We start from the raw sequence: 23200 nt of genomic DNA on the forward strand, positions 1-23200 counted from the left end.
CGCGATTATTTCGCGGCCCGCTCCCGCTGAATCTCCAGCGCGATGTCGATCAGCTGGTCCTCCTGGCCACCGATCAGCTTGCGCTGGCCCACCCGCAGCAGCAGCTCATGCGCCGGCACGCCGTAACGCTCGCCCTGGCGCACCGCGTGCTTGAGGAAGCTGGAGTACACCCCGGAGTAACCCATGATGAGCGCGTTGCGGTCCAGCACGCACTCGGCCGGCATGGCCGGACGCACCACTTCCTCGGCGGCATCAGCGATGTCGAAGAAGTCGATGCCGGTCTTGATCCCGACCTTGTCGAAAACCCCGATCAGTGCCTCGACCGGAGCATTGCCCGCGCCCGCACCGAACCGGCGCACCGAACCGTCGATCTGCTTGGCCCCGGCGCGTGCGGCCTCCAACGAGTTGGCGACCCCGAGTCCGAGGTTCTCGTGGCCATGAAAACCAACTTGAGCAGCCGATCCTAATTCGGCGACCAGCGCCTGGACCCGGTCGCGAACTCCTTCGAGCACCAAGGCACCAGCGGAGTCGACCACATAGACGCACTGGCATCCGGCATCAGCCATGATGCGGGCCTGAGCCGCCAGCTTCTCCGGGGTGACGGTGTGGGCCATCATCAAGAAGCCGACGGTTTCCAGGCCCAACTCGCGCGCCAGGCCGAAGTGCTGGATGGAGACGTCAGCCTCGGTGCAGTGGGTGGCGATACGGCAGATGGAGCCACCGTTGTCCTGCGCCTCTTTGATGTCCTCCTTGGTGCCCACTCCGGGCAGCATCAAGAAGGCGATCTTGGCGTCCTTGGCGGTCTGCGCCGCGAGCTTGATCAGTTCCTGCTCCGGGGTCTTGGAGAACCCGTAGTTGAAGCTGGACCCGCCCAGGCCGTCGCCGTGGGTCACCTCGATCACCGGCACGCCGGCAGCATCCAGGGCGGCGACGATCGCGGTGACCTCGTCGGCGGTGAACTGGTGGCGCTTGTGGTGCGAACCATCCCGCAGCGAGGTGTCGGTGATCCGCACATCGAAGATGTGGTCGCTCATTTCGCTCCTCCAGCCTTTGCCGCCGCCATCTCGCGGGCAATCTCCTCGCCGACCTTGGTAGCGGCGGCGGTCATGATGTCCAGGTTGCCCGCATAGGGGGGCAGATAATCGCCGGCGCCCTCGACCTCGACGAACGTGGTCACCACCGCACGCCCGCCGGAGTTCAGCGACGGCTCGTCGAACTGCGGCTCGTTGAGCAGCCGGTAGCCCGGCACATAGGTCTGCACCTGGGCGACGACATCCTTGATCGACGCGGTGATCGCGTCGCGGTCGGCGTCCTCGGGGATCTGGCAGAAGATGGTGTCGCGCATGATCATCGGCGGGTCGGCCGGGTTCAAGATGATGATCGCCTTGCCGCGCTGCGCTCCACCGATGGTCTGCACGCCGGCCGAAGTGGTCTTGGTGAACTCGTCGATGTTGGCCCGGGTTCCCGGGCCGGCCGACACGCTGGCGACGCTGGCCACGATCTCGGCATAGGGCACGGTGCCGCCTTGGGCTGTGACCGCGCGGGTGACGGCATACACGATCGGAATGGTGGCCTGGCCACCGCAGGTGATCATGTTGACGTTCGGCGCGTCGACATGTTCGTGCAGGTTCGCCGGCGGAATCACCGCCGGGCCCACCGCAGCCGGGGTCAAGTCGATGGCCCGGATACCGGCGGCCTCGTACTTGGGCGCGTACGCCTTGTGCACATAGGCGCTGGTGGCCTCGAACACGAAGTCCGGCTTCTCATCCAGAGCCAGCAGCCAGTCCGCCCCTTCGGCCGAGGTCTCCAGGCCGAGCTTGCGCGCCCGCGCCAGCCCCTCAGACTCGGGGTCGATGCCGATCATCCAACGCGGCTCTAGCCACTCCGAACGCAGCAACTTGTACAACAGGTCGGTACTGATATTGCCCGACCCGACAATCGCAACTGAGGCCTTAGCAGCCATGAAAGCTCCTCTATTCGAATCTATTCGAAAACCAGCCGGACTGAACCCAGCCCGGAGAAATCGGCGACGCAGTCGCTGCCGGCATGGACATCGATGGCCCGGGTAGCGGTGCCGGGCAACACGATGTCGCCAGCCTTCAACCGCACCCCGAAACTCTCCACCTTGCGAGCCAGCCAGGCCACCGCGGTGACCGGGTTGCCCAGCACCGCGTCGCTACGGCCTTCGGCGACCACCTCGCCGTTCTTGGTCAGGGAAGCGTCGATGCTCTTGATGTCGATATCGCCCGGTTTGACCCGCTGCTTGCCCAGGACGAAGCCCGCCGATGAGGCGTTGTCGGCGATGGTGTCGCACAGCTTGATCTTCCAGTCGCTGATCCGGCTGTCGATCAGCTCGATCGCCGGGGCGAAGGCCTCGGTGGCCGCCAGCACATCCTCTTCGGTGCAGTCCGCGCCAGGCAGATCCTTGGCCAGGATGAACGCGACCTCCACCTCGACCCGGGGATAGAGATAGTTCGACGCCTTGACCGGCTTGTCCTCGAACACCTGCATCTCGTTGAGCAGGTGTCCGTAGTCCGGTTCGTCGACGCCCATCATCTGCTGCATCGCTTCGCTGGAGAGGCCGACCTTGTGTCCCACGACGCGCGCTCCCTCGGCGATCCGCTGGCGAATGTTGATCAGCTGAATCTCGTAGGCGTCGACGACGTCGATCTCGGGCTGGGCCGCAGTCAACGGCGAGATCGGAACCCGACTGCGCTCCGCCTGCGCCAACTCGGCAGCGAGCTCCGCACGGATCTGGGCGCTGAGCATCTTCGATGGTCCCCTCGGGTGGTGGTGAGCCGGTGAAAACGTGCCGTTCAGCGGTAATTCTATAACGTGTTCTAAAAGCGCCGACACTTGAGACGAGGCCGTTGCTCCACAGCGATACCGATGTGACCTGCAGCCGCCAGGATCTGCCGAGGAAACAACTGTCAGGACAACTGTCCACTTTGTGAAACCCGTGGAGGCGCGATGCGGTTGATGGCCGTCGTGACCAGTATCGGCCTAGCCGCTGCAGCAATCGCAGTTATCCCACCCAGCACAGCACTCCCGGACCCCGGCGAGCTGAGCTTTGCCGGTCCCGGATTCACCGTGCGCGTCAATCAGGTGCCGTTCGCGATGCAGGTGCTCAACACCGCTGGGCAACCGGTGTTGACGCAGGTGCCCAGTAACGGTGGGCCGCGGCTCGTCAAAAACGAAGCCCAGAAGCCGCTGGGCGTGACCCCGTCCGAGTGGCTGTTTCCCACCCGGTACACACCGTTCACCTTCACCGTGGGTACGTCCTCGACGACCCCGTTTCTCATCAGCCCGTTGTGGGTGGGCGACCTATGGGAGGCCTCCAGCTGCGGGATGCAGTACGCGGCCACCGGAGTGCTATCCACGCGCCCCTTGCCACAGGGCCTGGAGCTGACGCTGAGTACCGACGACCCGTCGGGTCGCACCCTGGGGGTGACTCTCAGCGAGGACTCCGGCCGGCTGCGGGTGTCGGTCGTCCCCAGCAGCACCCAGGGCATCGTCTCGATGGGAGACAGCTTCGCGTCGCCGACCGGCGAGCGGTTCGCCGGTTTCGGCGGCCTGCACAACGGACTGGATCAGCATGGGGCCGCTTCACCAACTGGGTGCAGGAGGCCAACGTCGGCGCCGGGCCGTTGGCACCGGTGTTCAATGTCCTGATGGCCAGCTCCGGCGGCCCGCACTATCTGTTCCCCGGCGGTCCGCGGGCCGCCTACTACGTGCAACCACAGTTCACCTCGACCGCAGGCTACGGCTTCCTGCTGGCCCAGACCGAGTTGGCCGATTGGCATTTGGACTCCGATCGACCCGATGCCTGGCACGTCAACGTGGCCGCCGCGCACCTGGACTACGAGGTCGCCGTCGGCGACCCGGGACAGGTGATCAGTGCACTCAGCGCCGCCAACGGCCGCCACCGTGTCCCGCCGGCATGGGCGCTGGGCACGCAGTTGGACCGCCGCATCGTGACCGGGCAGACCGGGGCCGACTACGCGGAAGTGGTCCGCAGCGACCTGGCCAACATCGTCGCCTACAACCTGCCGGTCACCGCCTACCGCCCCGAGGCCTGGCTCACCCTGGACCCGGCGGTCCTACGACAACTGATCAGCGAATTCGGTTCGCACGGCATTCACGTCCTGCTCTACACCCGCAGCTTCGTCAGCATGGATCCGCTGCGCAACACCTCTCCGGCGGACTACCGGTACGCGGTGGCCAACAACTACGTGGCGACCCACGCCAACGGCAAGCCCTACATCGTCGGCTCCCCCAACCAGGCGCTCGGCGGGCAGGCCGCTGTCATCGACTTCACCAACCCCGCTGCCAAAGCATGGTTTCAGCACACGGTGACCGAGCAGCTCGAAATCGGCGCAGACGGGTTCATGAGCGACTTCGGCGAACAGACCCTGCCCGACATGTATTTCGCCAACGGCCAGACCGGGGCCACCATGCACAACGCCTACCCGGCGCTGTACCAGCAGGCCGTACGTGAAGCGGTGGATTCCTTCGAGCAATCACATCCGGGCCGCCACATCTGGTTCTACAACCGCGCGGGCTATACCGGGTCGACCGGCTACGAAGGTGGCAACTTCCCGGGCGACGAGAGCACCGACTTCTCGGTGGCCTCTGGCCTGGCCGCACTCATCCCGGACATGCTGAACCGGGGCCTGGCCGGCGCCTATGGCTATGGCACCGACATCGGCGGTTATCAGGACCTGCTGGCCGGCCCCACCCCCAAGGAGCTGTTCGTGCGGTGGTCGGAGATGGCTGCGCTGTCACCGATCATGCGGGTACACGGGGCGCACTCCGGCACCCACATGCCGTGGGACTACGACCAGGAGACCTTGGACACCTTCCGACAGCTCGCTGAGCTGCGCCAGCGGGCCATCCCGATGATCTCCGCCACCTGGGCCACCGCGACCAGCTCCGGCGTGCCGCTGTCGCGGCCGGTGTGGCTGGCCGCGCCCAACGATCCGCAGGCGTGGGCAGCCGACCAGGAATGGATGATCGGATCCGATGTCCTGGTTGCTCCCGTCGTCACCCAGGGCGCCACCTCGCGGAAGGTCTATTTCCCACCCGGTTGCTGGAAGCGGCAAGGCAGCGAAGGAAGCTACAGCGGGCCGTCCGAGGCGACCGTGGCGGCGCCGTTGGCGGACCTGCCCTACTTCAGCCGCTGCGGTACCGCGGGATTCTGATCACCGAGTGCACAAGCACGTATTCGTAACTACAACACGTTCTACCCATTCGGGGGGCCATCGCGCCCAAGCCGGAATGACCCGGTTACTCGCAGGGTGGCGAAGCGCTGTGCCCACGCCGGCCAGGAAATTCGTCCGGCCAACTGGCGTCTAGGCCGGGCAATTCTATAACGTGTTCTACATGGCCCAACAGGAGTACGACGTCGTCGTGGTCGGAAGCGGCGGCGCCGGGATGGTCGCCGCCCTCACCGCCGCCCACCAGGGACTGTCCACCATTGTCATCGAGAAGGCCGCGCATTTCGGCGGCTCGACCGCGCGCTCTGGTGGCGGCGTCTGGATCCCCAACAACGAGGTGCTGCAGCGTGCCGGTGTCAAAGATGACATCCAAGCCGCACGCACCTATCTGCACACCATCGTCGGCGATGTGGTTCCGGCCGAGAAGATCGACACCTACCTGCAGCGCGGGCCGGAGATGTTGTCGTTCGTGCTGAAGCACTCGCCGCTGAAGATGTGCTGGGTTCCCGGTTACGCCGACTATTACCCCGAGCAGCCCGGCGGAAAGCCCACCGGCCGGTCCATCGAGCCGAAGCCGTTCAACGCCAAGAAGCTCGGCGCCGACATGGACCGCCTGGAGCCGGCCTACGGCAAAGTGCCGCTGAACGTGGTGGTGATGCAGCAGGACTACGTCCGGCTCAACCAGCTCAAGCGCCACCCGCGCGGCGTGCTGCGCAGCCTGAAGGTCGGCGCTCGCACCATGTGGGCGCAGGCCACCGGCAAGAACCTGGTCGGCATGGGGCGCGCCCTGATCGCACCGCTGCGCATCGGCCTGCGCGACGCCGGGGTTCCGGTTGAGCTCAACACCGCTCTGACCGATCTCTACGTCGAGGACGGCGTGGTCCGTGGCGTCTACGTTCGTGGCACCGGAGACTCCGAGTCGAGCGAGCCGCGGCTGATCCGGGCACGGCGCGGGGTCATCCTGGGCAGTGGCGGATTCGAGCACAACGAACAGATGCGCGTGAAGTACCAGCGGGCCCCGATCACCACCGAGTGGACGGTCGGCGCGAAGGCCAACACCGGTGAGGGCATCCTGGCCGGCGAGAAGCTGGGCGCCGCCTTGGACATCATGGAGGACTCCTGGTGGGGGCCCACGGTGCCGCTGCCCGGAGCACCGTGGTTCGCACTGTCGGAGCGCAACTCCCCCGGATCGATCATCGTGAACATGGCCGGCAAGCGGTTCATGAACGAGTCGATGCCCTACGTCGAGGCCTGCCACCACATGTATGGCGGCGAATTCGGTCAGGGCCCCGGTCCCGGCGAGAACATCCCGGCCTGGCTCATCTTCGACCAGCGTTACCGCAACAACTACATCTTCGCCGGTCTGCAACCGGGACAACGGATCCCGAAGAAGTGGCTGGAGTCCGGTGTGATCGTGTCCGCGGACACCTTGGAAGAGCTGGCCACCAAGACCGGCGTGCCGGCGGCCGCGCTGGCCGCGACTGTCGAGCGGTTCAACGAGTTCGCCCGCGCCGGCGTGGACGAGGACTTCCACCGCGGCGAGAGCGCCTATGACCGCTACTACGGCGACCCGACCAACAAGCCGAACCCGAATCTGGGCCAGATTGCGCAGGGGCCGTTCTACGCGGCCAAGATGGTTCCGGGCGACCTGGGCACCAAGGGCGGGATCCGCACCGACGTGAACGGCCGGGCACTGCGCGATGACGGCAGCGTGATCGCCGGACTGTATGCGGCCGGAAACGTCAGCGCTCCGGTGATGGGCCACACCTATCCGGGCCCGGGCGGCACCATTGGACCGGCCATGACCTTCGGCTACCTGGCCGCACTCGACATTGCCGGGAAGGCCTGACATGCCGATCGACCTGAAGGCAGCCCTGGGCGCGGAGTTCGGCGCGACCGAATTCTCCTGGACGTCGACGAATGTTCAGCTCTACAACCTGGCGCTGGGCGCCGGTTCGGATCCGATGGACCCGCGCGAACTGAGCTACGTCGTCGACGGCAACCCGCAGGTGCTGCCCACCTTCGGCTGCGTTGCGGCTTCGTTCAATGAGGTCAACCCGCCCAAGGTCAGCTGGCCAGGAATCGAGATCGACCTGGCCAAGATCCTGCACGCCTCGGAGAAGGTGACCGTGCCCGCACCGCTGCCGCCGTCGGGCAGCGCCCGCGCCGTCAGCCGGATCGTCGAGGTCTGGGACAAGGGCAAGGCCGCCGTCGTGGTCTTGGAGACCTCGGTGACCAGTACCGACGGCACGCCGCTGTGGACGCAGCATCGGTCCATCTTCGCCCGTGGCGAAGGCGGCTTCGGCGGTGAACGGGGGCCGTCGACCAGCAGCGAACTGCCCGACCGGGCAGCCGACTTCGAGGTCGACATCCCGGTGACGCCGCAGCAGGCACTGCTGTACCGGCTCTGTGGCGACCGTAATCCCCTGCATTCAGACCCGGCGTTTGCCGCGGCGGCCGGGTTCGACAGGCCGATCCTGCACGGGCTGTGCACCTACGGCATGACCGGCAAGGCGGCGGTGGACATCGCGTTGGACGGCGACGCCGGCGCAGTGCGCTCCTTCGGCGCCCGGTTCGCCGGCGTGGTCTTCCCGGGCGAGACCCTGCGGGCACGACTGTGGAAGGACGGCGGCAAGCTCGTGGGCAACGTGGTGGCACCGTCGCGTGACGACGCCGCCATTCTCAACGATGTGGAGCTCGTCTCGGCATAGTTCGCCCCCGGAAGCACCGTCGCGCGCCCTGCGTCGACACCTAATTGAAAATGACTTTCATCTTCGATATGGTGTGCGCTATGACCGCGCCGGTGTGGATGGCCTCGCCCCCCGAGGTGCATTCCGCGGCACTCAGCAGCGGGCCCGGAGCTGGACCGCTGCTGTCGGCCGCCGAAGCATGGTCGTTACTCAGCCTGGAATACACCGCGATCGCCGAGTCCTTGCGGGAATTGCTGGCCACTACCGAGGCCACAGCGTGGCAAGGGCCCAGCGCCGACAGCTACCTGGTTGCACACCTGCCCTACCTGGCGTGGCTGGCGAAGGCCAGCGCGGACTCCGCAGCCCATGCCGCCCAGCATGAGGTGGCCGCGACGGCCTACATCAGTGCGTTGGCGGCGATGCCGACGCTTCCCGAGCTGGCCGCCAACCACGCCATCCACGGCGTGTTGGTAGCGACAAACTTCTTCGGCATCAACACCATTCCCATCGCCCTCAACGAAGCCGACTACCTGCGGATGTGGGTCCAGGCCGCTACGACGATGACGACGTACGAAGCGGTGGCGTCCGCGGCGCTCGCATCGGCTCCGCAGGGCACCATGGCGCCAGCCATCGTGACGCACGACGAGCATGACCATGCTCACGACGACGACGAGCACGACCATGATCACGACCACGACCACGGCGGTGACGACCACGATCACGAGCACCCCAGCGACGGGTTGGACCCCACCGACCCGGCGTGGTGGCGGGCGGTGCTGGGCGAGTTGGGCTACTACGCCGAAGTGCTCCTGAACGACCTTCTGACCAATCCGGGTGCGTTCATGAGCGATCTCTCGTGGATCGTCGCCGATCTGACCTTCCACGCCGCGCAGATCGCCGCAACACTGAACCAGTTCGCACCTGCGCTGATCCAACCGGCTCTGTTCGTGGCTATCGGCAATCTGGGCTGGGCCGCTGGCCTGGCCGGCCTGGCGGGTATTTCGCCGGCACCGGCCCCGGCCCTCGCCGCGGATCCGGTCACCCTCGCGTTGCCCACAGCTGGAACGTCGTCGGCGACCCCGCCGGCGCCCAGCCCGGCCGCACCCGCAACCCCGTCGTCTGCGTCCGTGCCGACCACCAGCCCGGCGCAGGCTGCCGCGCCGCCCGCTGCTCCACCGGCACCCAGCAGCCCGGCGTTCTTCCCGCCCTACGTGATCGGGCCGCCTGGTGCCACGGGTCAGATTGCCGCCGTCACACGACGGCACGCTGCCAACAAGGCGTCGACTCCGCAAGCGGCTGCCGAGGCTGCCGCGGCGGCCCAGACCGCCCGGGATCGGTCCCGGGCCCGGCGACGCCGAGCTGCTCGCGGGCACGCGGACGAATTCATCTATGTGTTTGCCGACGGCACACCCGAAGTGCCCTCTGCCCAGGCATCGCATCGCAATGCCGGGCCCCTCGGCCTCGCCGCGGCACACGCCAAAGCCGGCGTACCCGCGACAGGATTGACCACTCTGGCCGGTAGCAGTCTGCGTGACAGTCCTACCCTTCCGCTGCTGCCCGAGAGCTGGGGCGAACCCACCAACGATTGAGCGGCGCGGCCTCCCCTCCCGCCGAGCGTGAAGCCACCTTCACACCCGTGCGTCCAGCGTGAAGCCACCTTCACGCTCGGCGGGCAAGGGCGGAACGCACGCGGCGGATCACGTCGCCCTCCCGGTCGCCGGCCAACACCCGGACGACGATCCAGCCGCAGCGCTGCAGTCGCTCATGACGCTTCGCGTCCCTGCGCCAGCGGATGTGGTCCGTCCGATGCGTGTCACCGTCGTACTCAGCAGCGACCTTCGCCTCCAGCCACCCCATGTCCAGCACTGCGAACGGCTGCCAATAGCCGTCATAGACCGGGATCTGGGTTACCGGCGGAGGCAATCCGGCGCGGATCAGGATGACCCGCAGCCAGCTCTCTTTCGGCGACTCCGCACCGGCGTCGACCAGGCCCAGCGACTCCCGCGCGCGCACGATGCCGCGTCGTCCCCCACAACGATCCACAATCCGTTGGACGTCAACGTCTTTGAAGTCGGCGGCGCGAGCCAGCGCATCCAGGCCCGCAACCGCCTCGACTGTCCGATACCAGCAGGCCAGGTCCACGGCGGTGCGCGCCGGCGTAGTGACTGGCACCCCGTCGATCACCTGGATCTCATCGCAGCGCAAGGTGTCGCCACGAATGAGCAGACCGGGCAAGCGATGCCGATTCCCGTGGATGAGTTCGACGGGCCTGTCGGCGCCTACCCATTGGCCGCCGTGCAGGGCCGACGCCGAGAAACCTGCGACCACACCTTGTCGCTTTGACCAGAGCCACCCCGCTCTGGCCCGGTCGACCGCGGTGACCTCGATATCCCTGTGCAGGTACACATCACGAAACACCCTGACGTGACCCGTGATCAATTGCCCCGGCGTCACCAGTCCAGCGTCAAGCGCCTCGCTGCCGATGAACGGGTCTGCCACGACGGCAGCGTCTCACCCGGCTTCGCGAGCCGTCACTTCACTCCGCTGGGCTATCCACACCCCGCCGCATTCACACCCCTGCCCAGCGTGAAGCTGGCTTCACGCTCGACCGTCCAACGTCAAGCCAACTTCACGTTCGGCGGGCTAGCGCAAGAAAGCGAGGGCGCTCAGCCCAGAATCAGCCCCGACGTAGGCACGCCAGTGCCCGCGGTGACCAGCACGTGCTCGACCCCGTCGACCTGGTTGACCGACGTACCACGCAACTGGCGCACACCCTCGGCGATGCCGTTCATGCCATGCACGTAGGCCTCGCCGAGCTGCCCGCCGTGGGTGTTGATGGGCAACCGGCCACCGAGCTCGATGGCCCCGCCGGCGATGAAGTCCTTGGCCTCGCCCTTACCGCAGAATCCCAGCTCCTCCAGCTGGATCAGCGTGTAGGGGGTGAAGTGGTCGTAGAGCACCGCGGTTTGGATGTCGGCGGGCGTGAGTCCTGACTGCGACCACAGCTGCTTGCCCACCAGCCCCATCTCGGGCAGCCCGAGCTCCTCGCGGTAGTAGGAGTACATGGTGAATTGGTCGGCCCCGGCGCCCTGGGCTGCCGCCTCGATGATCGCCGGGCGATGCTTGAGGTCGCGGGCCCGCTCCGGAGTGGTCACGACGATCGCCACCCCGCCGTCAGTCTCCTGGCAGCAGTCGAGCAGGCGCAGCGGCTCGGCGATCCACCGCGAATTCTGGTGATCCTCAATGGTGATCGGCTTGCCGTAGAAGTGGGCTTTGGGGTTGGTCGCCGCGTGCTTGCGGTCGGCTACCGACACCACCCCGAAATCCGCACTGGTGGCGCCGTATTCGTGCATGTAACGCTGTGCGATCATCGCCACCGAGGCCGCCGGGGTGCTCAGGCCGTGCGGGTAGGACCAGCTGTACTCCACGCCGCGGGAGTCGGCGTTGACGGTCAAGCCCGTCATCACCTGGCCGAACCGGAACTCAGAGCGCTCATTGAAAGCGCGGTACGCGACCACCACTTCAGCGACCCCGGTCGCCACCGCCAAAGCGGCCTGCTGCACGGTCGCCGCGGCGGCACCGCCGCCGTAGCCGATCTGGGAGAAGAACTTCAGCTCACCGATCCCGGTGGCCCGGGCGACGGCGGTCTCCAGGTTGGAGTCCATGGTGAATGTGACCAGGCCGTCGACGTCCGTAGGCTTCAGGCCCGCATCGTCGAGCGCGTCCAGTACGGCCTCTGCAGCCAGCCGCAGCTCACTGCGCCCGGATTGCTTGGAGAAGTCGGTCGCGCCGATTCCGGCGATAGCCGCCTTACCGGACAACATCAGGCCTCCCCGAGGGTGAGTGTGGCGGTGGCAATCACGTGATCGCCAAGACTGTTGTTGCCGACGACTTTCACGGTGACCAAGCCCTCCTCCACCGCGGTCACTTCACCGGAGAAGGTGACGGTGTCATAGGCGTACCACGGCACACCCAAACGCAGCCCGATCGAACGAACCACCGCGTCGGAGCCGGCCCAGTCGGTGATGTAGCGCTGCACCAGACCGGTGTCGGTGAGGATGTTGACGAAGATGTCCTTGGACCCCTTGGCCTGCGCCTTGTCCCGGTCGTGGTGCACGTCCTGGTAGTCGCGAGTGGCGATAGCCGTGGAGACGATGAATGTCGGGTCACCGTAGATCTTGAGCTCGGGCAGCTTGGTGCCCACTTCGACAGTCGGAGCGCTCATGCCCCGTCTCCTTCCACCGGCTCCCAGGCGTACAGCGTCCACGCCGGACCGGCGTCGCTGGCCGGAAAATCGAGATACGTAGCGCGAACCGGCATTCCGATCTTCACCGCAGACGCGTCGACGCCGCGCAGCTCACCGAGCATCCGGACGCCTTCCTCGAGTTCGACCAGCGCGATCACGAACGGACACGCGCGGCCGGGAACCTTGGGCGCGTGATGCACCACGTAGCTGAACACCGTTCCCCTGCCACTGGCAACGAGGTAGTCGGTGGTCTCGGTCTTGTCCTTCCATACCGCAGGCACCGGTGGGTGCTGCAGGCTGCCGTCCGGACGAAGCTGAAGTCGCAGTTCGTGCGCGGCAACGCCATCCCAGAAATACTGCGAGTCTCGCGACCAGGAGGGCCGCATCATCTTGTCGGGGTCGAGATCTTCGGGCGCTGCTGCCGGCACGGAACCTGCGCCGGCCTTGTCAGCGGGCAAGAACTTGAGGATGCGCCAGATCATGTCGGCGACATTCTCTTCGCCGACCCACCAACGGATCTTCTGGGTGATGAAGTACCCCTCACCCAGGCCGGTCTTCTTGGGCCCCACGATGTCGGTCACCTCGGCGGTGACACTGACTTCTTCGCCGGGCCGCAGGTACCGGTGGTAGGTCTGCTCACAGTTGGTGGCGACCACTCCGACGTAGCCGGCGCCGTCGAACAGTTCCATGACCTTGCCGAGCGGGTCGTCGGCGGGACGCTGTCCGCCCAGGCCCATCATCGTCCAGACCTGGATCATCGCCGGCGGCGCCACAATGCCCGGGTGCCCGGCCGCGCGCGCGGCCGCCTCGTCGATGTAAATCGGGTTGTCGTCGCCGATGGCGTCCACCCAATGACGAATCATCGGTTGGTTCACCGGATCCCGCCCAGTCCGCGGCTCGCTGCGGCCAGAGGCCAGGATCTGGTCGATCCCAGCGGAGAGGTCGGTCATTTGTCTCCTCGACTCATCGTGACACCCTCGGCACCTTCAACCCAGAAGCGGCGATCATCTCGCGCATGACCTCGTTGACGCCGCCGCCGAAGGTGATCACCAGGTTGCGCTTGGCCATCTTGTCCAGCCAGACGAGGACCTCGGCGGTCTCGGGGTCTGCCGGGTTGCCGAAGCGGCCGACGATCTCCTCAGCCAGCCGATTGACTTCCTGGATCCGCTCGGTGGAGAACACCTTGGTGGCTGCTGCGTCGGCGACGGCGATGTTCTCACCGGAGGCCGCCACCTGCCAGTTCAGCAGCTCGTTGATACGCCAGATCGACTTGATCTGCGCCAGAAGATGTTTGACGTCGTCGTGGTCGATCGGCGTGACCCCGTCGGAACCCGGCTTGGACGCCCAGGTGTGCACGTGATCGTAGATGCCGGCAATGCGACCAGCCGGGCCCAAGCCGACGCGCTCGTGGTTGAGCTGGGTGGTGATGAGCTTCCAGCCACCGTTCTCCTCACCCACCAGCATGTCGGCGGGGACGTGAACGTCGTTGTAGTACGTCGCGTTGGTGTGATGGGCCCCATCGGACAGAATGATCGGGGTCCAGGAATACCCCGGGTCCTTGGTATCGACGATCAGAATCGAGATGCCCTTGTGCTTGGCGGCCGTGGGGTCGGTTCTGCAGGCCAGCCAGATGTAGTCCGCATCGTGGGCCCCGGTGGTCCACATCTTCTGTCCGTTGACGATGTATTCATCGCCATGCTTGACCGCCGTGGTGCGCAGCGAGGCCAGGTCGGTGCCGGCATCGGGCTCGGAGTAACCGATGGCGAAATGCACGTCGCCGGAGAGGATTCCGGGCAGAAACTTCTTCTTCTGCTCTTCGGTGCCGAGCGCCTGCAACGTGGGGCCGACGGTCTGCAAGGTGACCATCGGCAACGGGATATCGGCCCGGTTGGCCTCATTGATGAAGATCTGCTGCTCGACCGGACCGAATCCCAGGCCGCCGTATTCCTTGGGCCAGCCGACGCCCAGTTTGCCGTCACTGCCCATCCGCTTGATGACAGCGCGGTAAGCCTCGTTGTGACGGTCGGACTCCATCGCCTCCGACTCTTCGGGGGTGATCAGAGTCGAGAAGTATTCCCGCAGTTCGGCTTGCAGGGCCCGCTGCTCGGGCGTCAGGTCGATGAACATTTACGCTCCCACAAGATCGAGGCGGTGTGTCGGACCACCCAACAGCCGGGTCAAGTCTTTGATCGAGGAGTAGTAGCGGTCCATCGGGTAAGTGATGTCCATACCCATGCCGCCGTGCAGGTGATGGCAGAGCCGCATGGCCGGTGCGGCCTGCGAAGTCAGCCAATAGCCCAAGATATCCAGGTCTTCAACTGCATCAAGCCCCTCGGACAATCGCCAAATGGTCGATGTGGAAAGCAGATCGACGGTTCGCGAGGCGATGTAGACCTCGGACAGCTGCGCGGCCACGGTCTGAAAGGTCGACAGCGGGCGGCCGAACTGTTCGCGGGTCGCCACATAGTCGGCCGTGAGCCGCAACGCTCCAGCGACCAGCCCGGACGCAAACGCCCCGGTGGCTGCCAGTGCCAGCTGGTTGACCCGCTGCGCGGTGGCACCGTCGAGCACGTCGGCCAGCTCGACCGCGACATCGGTGAACGTCACCACGTACTCGTCGGATCCGTTGGACGTCGGTGTCGCGGTGACGCTGACACCATCGGCAGTCGGCGAGACGACCAGCACCGCTTTATCCGTGGTGACGATCAGCCATTTCGCCGTCTCGGCGTACGCAACACCGGTCTTGGTGCCGTTGAGCTTGCCGTCGCCGTAGCTGGTCCGGGGATGTGCCGGCAGCTGCTGCCCGGGCTCGTTCAGGGCCGCCGAGAGAACGGCGCCGGTAGGCACCTCTGCCAGGTACCGGTCCTGTTGGGCCTCCGACGCCAGCTCCAGCAGCGGGACCAGGCCCAGGCCCAGCGTCGCGAGTGCCGGGCCAACGGTGCCGTGGCGGCCGATCTCAGTCAGCGCGGTGGCCAGCTCCGAGAGGCTCTGACCGTCGCCACCGAGCCGCTCCGGCACGCCCAGCGCCGCGACACCGCCGGCAACGAGTGCCTCCCAGGTGTTGTCGCGGTCCAGAACGGAGGTCACCACATCGGCGACAGCCTGCTGCTCCGGGTTCGGTGTGAAATCCACCCGAATCCTCCTTGATTCGTTAGACCGTCCGTCAGCTCAGTGCGCGACCGGGCAGCTACCCGAGTAGTCCACCGGCCAGTGCTTGATGCCGTTGAGCCAGCCGGACTTCAGCCGCTCCGGGTCGCCCATCGCCTTGAGGTCGGGCATGTGGTCGGCGACCGCGTTGAAGATCAGGTTGATCGTCAGGCGGGCCAGGTTGGCGCCGATGCAGTAGTGCGCGCCGGTACCGCCGAAGCCGACGTGCGGGTTCGGGTCACGCAGGATGTTGAAGGTGAACGGGTCGTCGAACACCTCCTCGTCGAAGTTCGCCGAGCGGTAGGACATCACGACTCGGTCGCCGGCCTTGATCTTGACGCCGGAGATCTCGGTGTCTTGGCTTGCGGTCCGCTGGAACGCCGAAACCGGAGTGGCCCAACGGATGATTTCGTCCACTGCGGTGTCGGGACGTTCCTTCTTGAACAGCTCCCACTGATCCGGGTTCTGGGAGAACGCCACCATGCCATGGGTGATCGAGTTACGGCTGGTCTCATTCCCGGCGACCGCCAGCATGATGACGAAGAAGCCGAACTCATCGTCGCTGAGCTTCTCACCGTCAACGTCGGCCTGGATCAGCTTGGTCACGATGTCGTCGGTCGGGTTCACCCCGCGTTCTTCGGCCATCTTCATGGCGTAGGTGATGACCTCGAACGACGACATCGCCGGGTCGACGTCGGCGTACTCGGGGTCTTCACCGGCGGTCATTTCGTTGGACCAGCGGAACAACTTGTCCCGATCGTCCTGGGGGACGCCGAGCAGTTCGGCGATGGCCTGCAGGGGCAGCTCGCACGACACCTGCTCGACGAAGTCGCCGGTGTTGGACGCGGCGGCGTTCTTGGCGATGTTCTGCGCCCGCGCCTTGAGCTCGTCCTCGAGCCGCGAGAGGGCACGGGGGGTGAAGCCGCGCGAAATGATCTTGCGCAGCCGGGTGTGGTGCGGCGCGTCCATGTTCAGCAAGACGGCCCGCTGCAGGTCGACGGCCTCGCGGGTCATCTCCTGCGGCCACACCGGGATGGCGCCGTTCATCGCGCTGGAGAAGACGTCGCTGCGCAGTGAGACGTCCTTGACGTCTTTGTGCTTGGTCACCAACCAGTAGCCCTTGTCGCCGAAGCCGCCGGTACCACCGGGGACGTCGACCCAGCGCACCGGCTCAGACTTGCGCAACTCAGCGAGTTCATTGATCGGGAGGCCCTTGAGGCTCATCTCCGAGTCGAGGAAGTCGAAGTCGTTGGGGATGGCGGGACAGCCCATGTTCTTACTCCTAGGGTCATCAGTTAGTACTGCGCGGTTCTGACAGCGCTCGAACAACGCCGTCTAGTGCCTGATTGCGACCATTGAAACACGGCCCGACCGCAGATCAAAGGCAGTCTCTCATCGTCGCTTGTCAGACTAATGAAACGTGTTCTAGCCTGGCCGCATGGGTAACCCTGTGATCGTCGAAGCCACCCGCAGTCCCATCGGCAAACGTAACGGCTGGTTGTCCGGTCTGCATGCCACTGAGCTGCTGGGCGCGGTGCAGAAGGCACTGATCACCAAGGCCGGAATCGACGCCGGTGCCGTTGAGCAGGTCATCGGCGGCTGTGTGACGCAGTTCGGCGAGCAGGGCAACAACGTCACCCGGCAGTCCTGGCTGGTTGCCGGACTGCCCGAGCACGTCGGCGCCACCAGCATCGACTGTCAGTGCGGCAGTGCACAGCAGGCCAACCACCTGATCGCTGGCCTGATCGCGACCGGTGCCATCGACATCGGTATCGCCTGCGGTATCGAGGCCATGAGCCGGGTTCCGCTGGGGGCCAACGGTGGCGGCGCCCGCGCGGCGTCCTGGGACATCGACCTGCCCAATCAGTTCGAGGCTGCCGAGCGGATCGCCAAGCGTCGCGGAATCACCCGTGCCGACGTCGACGCCCTGGGCCTGCGCTCTCAGCTGCTGGCCAAGCAGGCCTGGGCCGAAGGTCGCTTCGACCGGGAGATCTCCCCGATCGAGGCCCCGGTGATCGACGAGAACAAGCAACCCACCGCCGAGCTGAACACCGTCAGCCGCGACCAGGGCCTGCGCGACACCACCATTGAGGGCCTGTCGTCGTTGAACCCGGTGATCGAGGGCGGCATTCACACCGCCGGTACCTCCTCGCAGATCTCCGACGGCGCCGCCGCAGTGCTGTGGATGGACGAGGACAAGGCCAGGGCGCTGGGCTTGAAGCCTCGGGCTCGCATCATCAGCCAGGCCAATGTCGGTTCCGAGACCTACTACCACCTGGACGGGCCGGTGCAGTCCACGGCGCGGGTGCTGGAGAAGGCCGGGATGAAGATCGGTGACATCGACCTGGTCGAGATCAACGAGGCGTTCGCCTCGGTGGTGCTGTCCTGGGCGGCGGTGCACAAGCCCGACATGGACCGCGTCAACGTCAACGGTGGGGCGATCGCGCTCGGTCACCCGGTGGGCTCCACCGGGGCCAGGTTGATCACCACGGCGCTGCACGAGCTCGAGCGCACTGACAAGTCGACCGCACTGATCACGATGTGTGCCGGCGGCGCGCTATCCACCGGCACCATCATCGAGCGCATCTAGTGGCTTCGGTTGCCGAGACCGCCCGGATCGCGGCGGCGCAGGCCTACATCGACGCGCTCGTCAGTCACGATGCCTCGGCAGTCCCCTTCAGCGCGGACTGCGTCCGGATCGAAGTCGGCCTCAAGACCGGGTTCTCGGGAAATCATCTGCGCCGCAGCCTCAACCGCGGTCCCCAGTTCCGGTTGATCTCGGCTGCCACGCTGCCCGAATACAGCATCGACGGCGATGACGTGCGGGCGGTCTACGACATCATCACCAAGCCGTCACTGTTCGGGGTGCGAGTCTGCTCGCACGTGGACGAGGTCTTCCGCATCCCGGCCGAGACCCCGGATGGTGCTGCCGTCATCCGCCACATCCGCGCGGGAATACGGCCTTTCATCCACCGTTAGAGTGAGCGCGTGAGCAACCCAGACACACCAGAGAAGCCGAAGTCGCTGGATTCCCCGACCACCGGCACGGTGATCAAGTGGATGTCGCGCGCCAACACCTGGGCCTACAAGGCGACCGGTGGCCGGATCGGCGGTAAATGGCGATTGGGCAGCAAGCGCTTCGGTGACGTTCCCGAAGTCGGCATCCTCACCACCACGGGACGTAAGACGGGTGAGCCGCGGGAGTCCCCGCTGTTGTTCCTGCGCGAAGGCGACCGGGTGATCCTGGTGGCGTCCCAGGGCGGGCGCGCCAACAATCCGATGTGGTACCACAATCTGAAGGCCAACCCGCAGGTGTCGTTCCGGATCCGCAGCGAAGTGTTGGCGTTGCGCGCCCGCGAAGCCGGCGAAGCCGAGAGGGCCGCCTACTGGCCCAAGCTGGATGCGATGTACCCCGACTTCGCCAACTACCGCGCCTGGACCGATCGGGAGATCCCGATCATCATCTGCGAACCGTAGAGCCGGGGACGTCATCGCTGCCGAGCGAGTGACGCAGCCGGGTTAGCCCGCAACGACAGAGCCCCGCACACACCAGGCGGTTTCTAGGGGTCGTCGCAACACTGCTGGTTAGTTGGCCAGTAGTAGATCACGCAAGCGCTCGGCTGGGGTGTCCCAGCCGAGCGTTTTGCGTGGGCGGCCGTTGAGTTCTTGGGCGACGTGTTCGAGGTCTTCGGGTCCGTAGATGCTCAGGTCGGTTCCTTTGGGGAAGTACTGCCGCAGCAGTCCGTTGGTGTTCTCGTTGCTGCCACGCTGCCAGGGGCTGGCCGGATCGCAGAAATAGACGGCCATGTCGGTGGCCATGCTGAACTGCTTGTGTCCGGCCATCTCGGCGCCTTGGTCCCAGGTCAGTGACCCCCGCAGATGCGCCGGCAGGGTGCTCATAGTCGCAATCAGTGCATCGCGCACGGTCTGGGCGTCATGCTCGTGGGGTAGGTGCAGCAGCATCGTGTAACGAGTCGTTCGCTCCACGAGGGTGCCGATCGCGGTTTGGTTCTTCTCCCCGGTGATCAGATCGCCTTCCCAATGCCCGGGGATCGCACGGTCTTCGACTTCGGCGGGGCGGTCGCTGATCATCACCATCGGGTCGGTGAACCGCTGATAGCGTTCGCCCTCTTTGCGGTGCGGTTTACGTCTCGTTCGTCCGGTCCGAAGTGCTTGCTGCACTTCTCGTTTCAAGCTACCTCGGGCCTGGAAGTAGAGGGCCTGGTAGATCGTTTCGTGGCTCACCCACATGCTCTCGTCGTCGGGATGATCCCGGCGCAGGCGGCGCGAGATCTGCTCCGGTGAGAGCTTGCGCGATAAGCCTTCCTCGACCGCCTCCCGCAGGACCGTGTTCACCACCAGTTTGGACTGCTTGGGCCGCGCCCGGGCCGCCACTGCCACACGATCGGCCTGATACGGCAGATATCGGCCATCAATGCTGTGTCTGCGGACCTCCCGCGAGACGGTGGAGACGTTCTTGCCGATCCGGTCGGCGATCGCCCGCAGCGAATCCCTCCCGAGCAGGCCATCGGCGATCGCTACCCGATCCTCGATCGACAGATACCGGCCGTCAATCGCCGGCGGCCCGGCGTCATCGCAGGTCACACTGGTCACAGGCTGTTTGTAGACGGTGCCGTGGTTGTAGTCCACGACCCGGCCATCGGGATAGATCCGCGTGTTGTTGACGTGGCGAATCCCCTGGCGCCAGTCCCGCGCGGTCCGTACGTTCACACCGACCTCACGAGCTGCCTGCGCGGTTGACCAGCCGGCCGCGAGCAGCTCCATGCAACGACGTTTGGCCTCGTCCTTGCCCTTCGGCGGGATCTTCTCGGTGGTGACCAAACCCTCGACGACCAATATTCGACGCGCCACCGAATGCGATACCCGACAGGCTTTTGCCGCCTGATTGATCGAGCCCGTCTTGTCGAATACGGCCACGATGACGTCCCGATCGGCAACCCCACGCTGATCACCACGCTTGCCAGGACCCCGGGCCTGCCCGGCGGGCCGGCCGATAGCCCGCAGAATCGCATAGCACCGATCACCGGACAGGCCGACCGCGACCGCAGCCTCCTTAACCGGAACCCCAGCATCGACCAACTTCGCTAGCTGGTCACCGAACCGCGCACAGTCCTCCAAAAACGACATGGTCGCCGCAACCTCTCAATCGAGAGTGTTGCGACGACCATGTGAACCCGCCTGGTGTGTGCGGGGCTCTGTCGTCGAGACCGGCGGGGTACTTACGGCGTCTTGCCGTTGTTACCGCTGCCACCGGCCGTGCCACCCTTGCCGCCCGTGGCGCCGGCACCGCCGTTGATCTGACCGGCGTTGGTGCCGATGGATCCCGGGCCGGTCGGCAGGTTCGGGGTGTTGACAGCGCCACCGGACCCACCGGTGCCGCCGGCACCGCTGGTGGTGCCGGTTCCGCCGTTACCTCCGTTACCACCCTTTCCGCCCGACACGTTGTTGACCGGACCGGAGGCGCTGGTGGTTCCGTTGCTGATCGACGCGGGCGGCGTGCCCTTGCCGGTCCAGCCCCAGCGGATGTTGCTGCCGTCACCGCCCTTGCCGCCAGCGCCGCCGTCGCCACCGGTGCTACCGGTACCGACGCCGTTGCCTCCGGCACCACCGGTGCCACCTGCACCACCGTTGGAGCCAGCCGCGTAGAGGTCGCTGCCACCGTTACCGCCGGCGCCGCCGTCGCCACCGTTGAATCCGGTGCCACCGGCACCACCGGCGCCACCGGCACCGGTGACGGTGACCGGAGTCCCCGCCGAGGAGTTTCCGGCGGTGTCGAAGTAGGCCACCGACTTGAAGTTCCCGCTGCTGCCACCGTTACCGCCGGCACCGCCGTCGCCACCGTCTCCGGCGCGGCCGGCCGCACCCAGGGAGGTACCGGCACCGGCTGTACCGCCGTTGCCGCCGGCGCCACCCGCGCCACCGATTGCGCCGTTGCCGATGTTGTGGCCCTGCAGCGGATAACCGTCGTCACCGTGGGTGGTGTAGCCACCGTCGCCACCGTCGGCGCCGGCGCCACCCTTACCGCCCGTGCCACCGTTGGAGCCCGCACCGGTGGTCCCGCCACCGGCACCGCCGGCACCGCCGGTCGCGCCGGTACCGCCGGCGCCACCCGCAGTCCCGTTACTGGCGGTCGCGTCGTACTCCGTCGTCGCCGCCCCGTTGGTGCCCCGGGCGCCGTTGCCGCCGTTGCCGCCGTTGCCGGCCACCCCGCCGTTACTGTCGCTGCCCGCCTTTCCGTTGGCTGCGCTGCCACCGGCCGCGCCGTTGCCGGCGTTGCCGCCGACAGCACCGTTGCCGCCCTTGCCGCCCGCGGTGGTGGCGTTGGCGCCACTGCCGCCGTTACCGCCGTTACCGGCGGTTCCGGCGTTGCCGCCGACGTCGCTGGCACCCGCACCCGCCTTGCCGCCGTCGCCGGCGTTGCCGCCGTTGCCGCCGGCCAGGCCGTTGGAGCCACCCGTGGTGCCGTTGTTGCCGGTCCCACCGTTGCCGCCGCTACCGCCCGCGCCACCGTTACCGAGCGCTCCGGCGGCACCGCCCTTACCACCGGCGCCACCGTTCTGGCCGACGCCGCTGGCCAAGGTGGTGCCGTTGCCGCCGCTGCCGCCCGCGCCGCCGTTACCACCAGAGGTTCCGGCCGCACCGGCTGCACCGTTGGCGGCCGTCTTCCCGCCGCCGCTGTCGCCACCGGCACCAGCGGTACCCGCAGCGCCGCGGGTAGCACCGGCACCACCGGCGCCACCGACGCCCGCGGTCGCTCCGCTGCCGCCACCGAGGCCCTTACCGCCGGCACCACCGTTACCGGCGTTGCCGCCGCTGCCGGCGTTACCACCGACGCCACCGACCCCGTGCTGGTTGGCGGTGCCGTTGGTGGCGGTACCGCTCGCGCCACCGGCGCCACCGGCGCCACCGTTGCCGCCCTTGCCACCACTGGTGGCGTCGCCACCGGTACCGCCCGCGCCACCGGCCACGGTGGCATCTGCACCGGCCTTACCGTCCGCGCCGCTGCCACCGTTGCCGGCGTTGCCACCCTGGCCACCGGCACCACCGCTGGCCGCGACCGCGCCCCGGTTTCCACCGGCACCACCGATACCGCCCTGACCACCGTTGCCGCCTGTGGAGCCGCTGCCCGCAGCCTGGGTGAAGCCGTTGCCACCCCGGCCGCCGGTACCACCGTCGGCACCCTGGCCGTCAGCGGCACGTGTCGAGCCGTCGGCCTGCAGGCCGCCCTGGCCGCCACTGCCGCCCTTGCCACCGTTACCACCGGCGCCACCGTTGGGACTTCCCGACGTCGTGGCGTCGGTGCCCGCAGCGCCGGTACCGCCCTTGCCGCCGGCGCCACCGACACCAGCCACACCGTTGGTGCCACTGGTGGCCGCCCCGGTACCGGTACCGGCCTTACCGCCGATTCCGGCGTTACCACCGGTGCCGCCGTCCTGGCCCGCACCACCGGCACCGCTGTTCACCCCGGCCACACCGGCCGAACCCGCAGCACCCGCCGCACCGACACCACCGTTACCGGCGTTGCCACCCGAGCCCGCAGCACCCACGTTGCCCGCCGAAGAGCCGGTACCGGCTGCGCCACCGTTACCGCCGACACCACCGTTGCCACCGGCGCCACCATTGCCGTCACCGGTCACAAACGACCCGGCCGCACCGTCAATGCCATTGCCGCCCCCACCACCGGCACCACCATCAGCGCCGGCACCCGTGGTCGCACGGGTCACACCATCTGCGTTCAGGCCGCCCAGGCCACCGTTGCCGCCCTTGCCGCCGTTACCACCGGACGTACCACTGTCACCAGCGTTGACGCCATTGACTCCGGCAGCACCGGTACCGCCCGCCGGCGCCCACACCACCATTGGTGCCACTGGTGGCCGTTA

The 23200-nt window shown here is 66.8% G+C and carries 20 protein-coding genes; 8 read left to right on the top strand and 12 right to left on the bottom strand.

From position 1 onward, the window contains the following. Positions 1–5 precede the first annotated feature (5 nt). Genes dmpG through G6N09_RS05925 form a run of 3 tightly spaced genes read right to left on the bottom strand, consistent with a single transcriptional unit; the run spans position 6 to position 2769 of the window. Complete coding sequence (gene dmpG / locus G6N09_RS05915) at positions 6–1034, bottom strand: 4-hydroxy-2-oxovalerate aldolase (RefSeq protein ID WP_163752672.1); 1029 nt, start codon at positions 1032–1034, stop codon at positions 6–8. Continuing rightward, complete coding sequence (locus tag G6N09_RS05920; RefSeq protein ID WP_163752644.1) at positions 1031–1963, bottom strand: acetaldehyde dehydrogenase (acetylating); 933 nt, start codon at positions 1961–1963, stop codon at positions 1031–1033. Before G6N09_RS05920 ends, dmpG begins: the two co-directional genes overlap by 4 nt. Before the next feature lie 20 nt (positions 1964–1983). After that, positions 1984–2769 carry a 2-keto-4-pentenoate hydratase gene (locus tag G6N09_RS05925; protein ID WP_083027960.1) on the bottom strand — a complete coding sequence of 262 codons (786 nt, stop codon included), beginning with the start codon at positions 2767–2769 and terminating at the stop codon, positions 1984–1986. 201 nt (positions 2770–2970) lie between these two features. Between G6N09_RS05925 and G6N09_RS05930 the strand changes: the two genes are divergently transcribed. From G6N09_RS05930 to G6N09_RS20245, 5 genes are all read left to right on the top strand, one after another. Then, positions 2971–3672, top strand: coding sequence for a hypothetical protein (locus G6N09_RS05930; RefSeq protein ID WP_163752674.1), 702 nt, complete (start codon positions 2971–2973; stop codon positions 3670–3672). After that, positions 3672–5201 (top strand): TIM-barrel domain-containing protein, encoded by a 1530-nt coding sequence (locus G6N09_RS05935; protein WP_163752676.1) that lies wholly within the window; start codon positions 3672–3674, stop codon positions 5199–5201. The genes G6N09_RS05930 and G6N09_RS05935 overlap by 1 nt, the downstream gene beginning before the upstream one ends. Positions 5202–5373: 172 nt before the next feature. After that, a complete protein-coding gene (gene kstD, locus G6N09_RS05940) occupies positions 5374–7065 on the top strand; it encodes a 3-oxosteroid 1-dehydrogenase (protein ID WP_179959878.1) in 1692 nt (563 codons plus the stop codon). A 1-nt stretch (position 7066) separates the two neighbouring features. Further along, complete coding sequence (locus G6N09_RS05945; RefSeq protein ID WP_083027963.1) at positions 7067–7927, top strand: enoyl-CoA hydratase ChsH3; 861 nt, start codon at positions 7067–7069, stop codon at positions 7925–7927. Positions 7928–8007: 80 nt separating this feature from the next. Beyond that, positions 8008–9495, top strand: coding sequence for a PPE family protein (locus tag G6N09_RS20245; RefSeq protein WP_083027975.1), 1488 nt, complete (start codon positions 8008–8010; stop codon positions 9493–9495). A gap of 70 nt (positions 9496–9565) precedes the next feature. Here G6N09_RS20245 and G6N09_RS05955 read toward each other — a convergent pair whose 3' ends face one another. From G6N09_RS05955 to G6N09_RS05985, 7 genes are all read right to left on the bottom strand, one after another. After that, the gene (locus tag G6N09_RS05955; protein WP_083027964.1) at positions 9566–10405 is read right to left on the bottom strand and encodes a type IV toxin-antitoxin system AbiEi family antitoxin; all 840 of its coding nucleotides are present in this window, start codon (positions 10403–10405) and stop codon (positions 9566–9568) included. Between the two features lie 167 nt (positions 10406–10572). Next, a complete protein-coding gene (locus G6N09_RS05960; RefSeq protein ID WP_083027965.1) occupies positions 10573–11730 on the bottom strand; it encodes a 17-hydroxy-3-oxo-4-pregnene-20-carboxyl-CoA lyase in 1158 nt (385 codons plus the stop codon). Continuing rightward, the gene (locus G6N09_RS05965) at positions 11730–12131 is read right to left on the bottom strand and encodes a MaoC family dehydratase (RefSeq protein ID WP_083027966.1); all 402 of its coding nucleotides are present in this window, start codon (positions 12129–12131) and stop codon (positions 11730–11732) included. Before G6N09_RS05965 ends, G6N09_RS05960 begins: the two co-directional genes overlap by 1 nt. Further along, on the bottom strand, positions 12128–13102 hold the full coding sequence (locus G6N09_RS05970) for a bifunctional MaoC family dehydratase N-terminal/OB-fold nucleic acid binding domain-containing protein (protein ID WP_083027967.1): 975 nt from the start codon (positions 13100–13102) through the stop codon (positions 12128–12130). Before G6N09_RS05970 ends, G6N09_RS05965 begins: the two co-directional genes overlap by 4 nt. A gap of 13 nt (positions 13103–13115) precedes the next feature. Continuing rightward, complete coding sequence (fadE29, locus tag G6N09_RS05975) at positions 13116–14279, bottom strand: acyl-CoA dehydrogenase FadE29 (RefSeq protein WP_083027968.1); 1164 nt, start codon at positions 14277–14279, stop codon at positions 13116–13118. Beyond that, entirely contained in the window at positions 14280–15284 is a 1005-nt protein-coding gene (locus G6N09_RS05980; RefSeq protein ID WP_083027969.1) for an acyl-CoA dehydrogenase family protein, read from the bottom strand. A gap of 36 nt (positions 15285–15320) precedes the next feature. Further along, positions 15321–16571, bottom strand: coding sequence for a cytochrome P450 (locus G6N09_RS05985; RefSeq protein ID WP_083027970.1), 1251 nt, complete (start codon positions 16569–16571; stop codon positions 15321–15323). A gap of 166 nt (positions 16572–16737) precedes the next feature. Between G6N09_RS05985 and G6N09_RS05990 the strand changes: the two genes are divergently transcribed. Genes G6N09_RS05990 through G6N09_RS06000 form a run of 3 tightly spaced genes read left to right on the top strand, consistent with a single transcriptional unit; the run spans position 16738 to position 18776 of the window. Continuing rightward, a complete protein-coding gene (locus tag G6N09_RS05990; protein ID WP_083027971.1) occupies positions 16738–17889 on the top strand; it encodes a steroid 3-ketoacyl-CoA thiolase in 1152 nt (383 codons plus the stop codon). Next, complete coding sequence (locus G6N09_RS05995; RefSeq protein WP_083027972.1) at positions 17889–18278, top strand: DUF8021 domain-containing protein; 390 nt, start codon at positions 17889–17891, stop codon at positions 18276–18278. Before G6N09_RS05990 ends, G6N09_RS05995 begins: the two co-directional genes overlap by 1 nt. A 9-nt stretch (positions 18279–18287) precedes the next feature. Further along, complete coding sequence (locus G6N09_RS06000; protein ID WP_083027973.1) at positions 18288–18776, top strand: nitroreductase family deazaflavin-dependent oxidoreductase; 489 nt, start codon at positions 18288–18290, stop codon at positions 18774–18776. A gap of 108 nt (positions 18777–18884) precedes the next feature. On the opposite strand, the gene G6N09_RS06005 is transcribed toward G6N09_RS06000, so the two are convergent. Both G6N09_RS06005 and G6N09_RS20250 read right to left on the bottom strand, forming a co-directional pair. Next, positions 18885–20084: an IS30 family transposase gene (locus G6N09_RS06005; RefSeq protein WP_165756617.1), complete on the bottom strand. Its 1200-nt coding sequence runs from the start codon at positions 20082–20084 to the stop codon at positions 18885–18887. Positions 20085–20539: 455 nt separating this feature from the next. Next, positions 20540–23188: a hypothetical protein gene (locus G6N09_RS20250; RefSeq protein WP_163752678.1), complete on the bottom strand. Its 2649-nt coding sequence runs from the start codon at positions 23186–23188 to the stop codon at positions 20540–20542. Positions 23189–23200: the final 12 nt, after the last annotated feature.

Source organism: Mycolicibacter minnesotensis, from assembly GCF_010731755.1.
Lineage (GTDB): Bacteria > Actinomycetota > Actinomycetes > Mycobacteriales > Mycobacteriaceae > Mycobacterium > Mycobacterium minnesotense.